Origin of the sequence: uncultured Nevskia sp. (genome assembly GCF_903885465.1) — a bacterium.
In the GTDB taxonomy this organism is placed as follows: Bacteria; Pseudomonadota; Gammaproteobacteria; order Nevskiales; family Nevskiaceae; genus Nevskia.
In genome coordinates, this window is sequence record NZ_CAISIQ010000128.1 from 1 (window position 1) to 5,116 (window position 5,116).

Genomic DNA, 5,116 nt, shown 5'->3' on the forward strand with positions numbered 1-5,116 from the left:
CGGCTCGACGGCCTGCAGCAGATGGCCATAGCGCTGAACGATGGCGGTGCGGCTGCGCAAGCTGACGCCACCGATGTGCACATCCAGCATCTGTTCCCGCTCCAGCGATTTCAGCGCCGGGTTGAGCTTCTGGCGTGAGGCACCAACGATCTTGCCAAGCTCTTCCTGGGACAGCTTCATGAACACGGCCTGATCGTCCGCAGCATCCTTGTCGTAGCTGAAGGACAGGAAGTACAGCATCTTGACCAGCCGCTCCTTCAAGGACAGCGCGCTGTGATCGAGCCCGAACAGGCGATGCAAGCTGAAGCGCAGCGCGAACATCTTCAGCAGCTGCCGCGATAGCTCCGGGTGTTCGTCGATCAAGCGAAGAAAGTCACGGCGCTTGATCACCCGAACTATGACTGGAGACTGCGCCGCGACATTCCAGGCCGACGGCAGCTCGGTGAACATCTCGGACAGCCCCACCCAGTCGCCACGGGTCATGTAGGTCAGCACGGTCTCGCGGCCCAGGTGATCCCAGGCGCTGTACTTCACGCGCCCCCCGGTGATCTGGAAAACCTCTTTCGGCAGCGTGCCGGCGCGAAGCAGGCGGCTCTCCGCCGGCAGGCTGCGGGAAGCGCTGACCGCATCCAGCGCTGCCCGTACCGGCGGCGAGAGCGCATCAACGAAGTTGTGCAGGCTGTCGAGCGGCGTCATGCGCTACGGGTGGGATTCATGCGCTCGATTGTCGACCTAGCGGCCAGGATCATGGTCGTCATTCGACAGGCCATGCGCACCGATCCCCAGGCCAGCTCCGAGGCCAACACCGGCGCCAGCGCCCATTCCGTCATTGCCACCACCACCGCCGCCGCCTTTGCCGCCGCGGGCGTCGTCCTTGCCCTTCTCGCCCTTGTCTTTCGAACCGACACCGGGACGCGAAGGCCCCTGCTTGGGAATGGCAACGCTCGCCGCCACCGGTTCGAGATCCAGCACGCCACGAATGAAATTGCGCAGTGAAACAACCAGCGCCGCCGTTTCGATGCGCCGACCGGCGACCAGTTCGTTGGCGGCTTGCGCAGCCAATGCAACTTGTTCTTCAGTGCCGAGCAGCACGATGTCCGACAGCGCCGCCTCGACGGCATCGCGCATGCGCCGGGTACGTTCACTCGGGGCCGACAGCTCGGCCTCGCCGCTTTCCTCGCTGCGCCGTTTCAGATCGCGTAGATGAAACGGATCGACCATCAGCTCGCCGGTGAACGAGCCGCCCAGCGTCTTGTAGGCGGCGATCAGAATGCGCAGGCGCTCGTTGATCTGCCGGTTCTCCCGCTCGCGGCGCTGCTGAATCGTCTGCATCACCATGATGCGGATGCCGACCCCGATCAGGGTGATGACCGCCAGCCCCAGCAAGGTGGAGATGAGTGACTGCCAGGAGGTGAAGTCCAGGTTGCGCATCGGAGGTTCGAACGTCAGGGAGTGCCGGCCAGCATACCTTTCGATCTGGACCCCGAGCCTCTCTCCGCCTTACACAGACTGGACGCTTGCCTGTTGTTCGCCCATCCACGCCGCAATGGTGCTGCCGATCAGATGCGGATGGTCTTCCTGCACGTAATGCAGTGCCGGCCCGATATCGACGCTGCGCAGCTGGGGGAAGGTCTTTGCGTAGTGCGCAGCAAGCGCGGGCGTGACCAGCACGCCCGGCGTGCCCCAGAACAACAGCTTCGGAACCTCGGTCTCACTCAGCCAGGGCCATGTAGGCCTCGGTGGCGGCGACGACATCGGCAGGCTGCCCAGCAATCGGCAACTGGTTCGGGAACACCAGCATCGGCTTGCGCGTGGCCTTGTCGTGGAACGGTGCGCGGTAGTGGACCATCTCCTCTTCCGTCAGCCCGCGCACCACGGCGCCCGGCAGCACTTTTTCGATGAAGAAGTTCTGCTCGATGACCATGGCCTCGCCACTGACCGGCGTGCGGAATGCCTGAAACACAGGCTGCAGATTCTCCGGCCAGTCCGACCATGACTTCACCGGCGCGATGAACTCCATCAGCGCAATGCCCTTGACCCGATCGGCATGGCGACGCGCCCAGTTCAGGCCGATCGCCGAACCCCAGTCATGCACCACCAGAGTCAGCCGCTTCAGCCCCAGCGTCTCGATGAAGGCATCGATGTAGCGAACGTGGTCTTCGAAGCGGTAGCCGATATCGGGCTTGTCGGACTTGCCGAAGCCGATCAGATCCGGGGCGATGCAGCGTGCCTTCGGCGCAACGTGCGGAATGATGTTGCGCCAGAGATAGGACGAGGTTGGATTGCCATGCAGGAACAGCACTACCTCGTCGCCGACCGGGCCGGTATCGAGGTAATGCATGCGGCTGCCGAGCACATCGACATGGTGGGCCGCGAAATCGAAGCGCGCGCTGATGGTCTCGTGCATGTCACTCCCCTGGCTTTTGTCGTTCTTGTCATGTCCGTGAGCGAAGGCGATCGATCACGGATGGCCAGCTTGCAGTGCCGGGCCGGGCTTCATCAATGAGGGCTGACCAGCTTGCAGCCTTGGCAACTGCTGCATCATCTCTTCCCATCCAGACCCGTTTCGGCTGCCCCGCGCCAGCCCACCTGATTCCCGACGTTCCGAAATGTCCGAACACCTGCTGATCTCGCTGGGCGAAAGTCTTGCCCCCATCGCCCTGCTGATCGCCTTCGGTTATCTGTGGAAGCTCACCGCGCCCGGTGGCCTCGATGCACTGCAGGCGCGCCGCGCGATCAATCTGCTGGTGATGTACGCGTTCTATCCGGGGCTGGCCTATCACGTGGTCAGCCACGCGCGGTTCGGCGCGGATTTCTATTGGGTGCCGCTGTACACCTGGGTGGGCCTGCTGATCGCCGCCGCGCTGGCCTGGCTGGTGTTCGCGCGCAGCGGCCTGTTTCCAAAACTCGAGCGGCGGCAGCTCGGCGCGCTGATCATTGCCTGCTCGTTCGGCAACATCCTGTCGATCGGTCTCTCGGTGCTGCAGCCCTTGTACGGCGACGAAGCGGCGCGCTTCGCCGTCTATGCCGACATCCTCGGCGTGTCGATGCTGTTCTGGAGCTTCGGCGCCGGCCTGGCCAGCGCCTGGGGCAAGGTCGACGGTGACGGCGCAGGCTTCAGTCTCGCGACCTTCCTGCGCAGCTTCTCGCGCCTGCCGCCGGTCTGGGCCTTCGCTGCGGGCTTCGCGGTGAACCTGCTCGGCCTGCCGAATCCCATCGCGATCGACCGCACCGCCGAACTGCTCGGCCAGGCCGCGGTGCCGGCGATGCTGCTGACCATCGGCATGTCGCTGTCCCCGACTGCGCTGCGCAAGCGCCCCGGCCTGCTCGCGGTGGCTTGCCTGCTCAAGCTGGTGCTGATGCCGGCGCTGGTCGCCGCACTTTGCTTGCCGTTTCTGGGACGCAGCGAACTATCGGTGTCGATCATCCTGCTGGCCGGCATGCCGACGATGATGGCGACGGTGATGCTGTCCGAACGCTACGGGCTGGATACCGAACTGCTCGCCTCGGTGCTGGTGGCAACCACCCTGCTCTACTTCGCGGTGCTGCCGGTCTGGCTCTGGCTGCTGCTCGGCTGAACGATCACGGCGCCCGCTGCAGACAGCGCTGGTAGCGCTCGTCCACGCGCTTGGCGAACCAGTCAGTGGTCAGCTTGCGAGTGATCTTCGGGCTCTTGAGCTGGATCTGCGGCAACACGGCACGCGGCAGCGGCCGGCCTTCGGCCCGCTCGGCGCGTTCGAAGACCTGTTCGTAGAGCGTGGTGCGCTCGAAGTTTGCGGCATCGCCTCGCTGCAGATCGTCGCGGATATCGCCGTTGCTCAACTCCAGGCGCTTGGCCAGCACCCGCGCGGCAAGCTCGGTCTGGCCCGGCTTGTCGTCCTCGCCACCGATGCGCAGCAGATCGCCATCCAGCGCCAGTGGAATGCCGGACAACAGACTCAGCGCGCTCTGGAACGCCGCGTTGCGGCTGGCGTAATGGCCGGCGTTGAAATCGGCGAAGCGATAGATCAGGTCCTGATAGCTGGCCGGATAGTCGAGCAGATGGGCAATGCCGAAATACAGGCCGCCGCGCCGCGTGAACACCTCGCGACGCAGCGACTGCTCGACCGGATACGGATACAGCCGTCGCTCGGCCTGCTGCTCCGCATAAGCGATGCTGACCTGCATCGGCCCGCCAGTGCGCACCGGATTGCGATCGGCAAAGAAGGTGCGGCCTAGCGGCAAGCTGCCGATCAGGTCATCGAAGATGTCGCTCAACTCTCGCTCTGTCTTCGCTGCGTCGATACGCTCGGCATAGCTGCGGCCATCCGGCGAGTTCACCCGCAACGCGGTATGCACCACCAGCTTCGGCACGCTGTGAGCGGCAGCCCGCGTGTCGATCTCCTTCCAGGCGATGGCCGCGAGACCCGGCACCGCTGGATCAACCTGAAAGCCCGATTCCTGCTCGGCGACCGCGATCACCGAACAGACGTTCGACGGCGTCGGCGCCAGGTCCATCGCCGCGAAGCTGGCGTAGATATCGACAGCCCAGCCGCTGCGATCAGCAATGCGCTCTGGCAGCAGCCGTTCGATCAGCGCCCGAGCCTGGCTCGGACTGATCGCCGGCCCTTCCGGCAATTCAGGCGTGCCGGTACAAGCCGCAAGCGCCAGCAGGCCAAAGCCGCACAAGGCCCGCCACGCCAGCCTCATCGCGTACCGAAGCGCTGCGCCGACAGCAGTGCCGCCTTCGCGCGTTCCACATCGCGATTCTTCGGCGGACTCAGGGTCACCAGCGAGTCGATCAACCGGCTTGCCGCTGTGGTTATCTCGTCGACGGCCCGCCCGAACACCGCTTCATTGATCTTCGACGGCGCGTTGTAGCCGCTGAGCTTGCGGACGAATTGCAGGGCCGCAGCACGCACCTCGTCCTCGGTCGCCGGCGGCTCGAAGTTGTGTAGCGGGCGGATGTTTCGGCACATGGGGCGCTCCTGTTCACTTGCTTGGTCAGGGCCTGTTATGACGGTGAGGCTGCGGCCGTGCGAACGCTCAGGAGGTGGACAGCGGGGTTGAGCATCACATCTGAAATAAATCGTAAGCAGTGCGGAAGACGGAATGCGCTTACGCGCTTTACCCCCAA

At 64.5% G+C, this 5,116-nt stretch carries 5 protein-coding genes and 1 pseudogene; 1 reads left to right on the forward strand and 5 read right to left on the reverse strand.

Going from position 1 to position 5,116, the window contains the following annotated elements:
- From QZY06_RS04650 to QZY06_RS04665, 3 genes and pseudogenes are all read right to left on the reverse strand, one after another.
- On the reverse strand, positions 1–696 hold a 696-nt coding region (locus tag QZY06_RS04650; RefSeq protein ID WP_295680833.1), incomplete at its 3' end, for a Crp/Fnr family transcriptional regulator.
- A 36-nt stretch (positions 697–732) separates the two neighbouring features.
- Positions 733–1,431: a hypothetical protein gene (locus tag QZY06_RS04655; protein ID WP_295680835.1), complete on the reverse strand. Its 699-nt coding sequence runs from the start codon at positions 1,429–1,431 to the stop codon at positions 733–735.
- A 69-nt stretch (positions 1,432–1,500) separates the two neighbouring features.
- A pseudogene (locus QZY06_RS04665) lies at positions 1,501–2,407 on the reverse strand (haloalkane dehalogenase).
- Positions 2,408–2,609: 202 nt separating this feature from the next.
- Between QZY06_RS04665 and QZY06_RS04670 the strand changes: the two are divergent.
- Positions 2,610–3,578 carry an AEC family transporter gene (locus tag QZY06_RS04670; RefSeq protein WP_295680843.1) on the forward strand — a complete coding sequence of 323 codons (969 nt, stop codon included), beginning with the start codon at positions 2,610–2,612 and terminating at the stop codon, positions 3,576–3,578.
- Between the two features lie 4 nt (positions 3,579–3,582).
- On the opposite strand, the gene QZY06_RS04675 is transcribed toward QZY06_RS04670, so the two are convergent.
- Together QZY06_RS04675 and QZY06_RS04680 are read right to left on the reverse strand one after the other, a co-directional pair.
- Positions 3,583–4,689 carry a DUF1615 domain-containing protein gene (locus QZY06_RS04675; RefSeq protein WP_295680846.1) on the reverse strand — a complete coding sequence of 369 codons (1,107 nt, stop codon included), beginning with the start codon at positions 4,687–4,689 and terminating at the stop codon, positions 3,583–3,585.
- Positions 4,686–4,958 carry a DUF2277 domain-containing protein gene (locus QZY06_RS04680; RefSeq protein ID WP_295680849.1) on the reverse strand — a complete coding sequence of 91 codons (273 nt, stop codon included), beginning with the start codon at positions 4,956–4,958 and terminating at the stop codon, positions 4,686–4,688. The genes QZY06_RS04675 and QZY06_RS04680 overlap by 4 nt, the downstream gene beginning before the upstream one ends.
- Positions 4,959–5,116 lie beyond the last annotated feature (158 nt).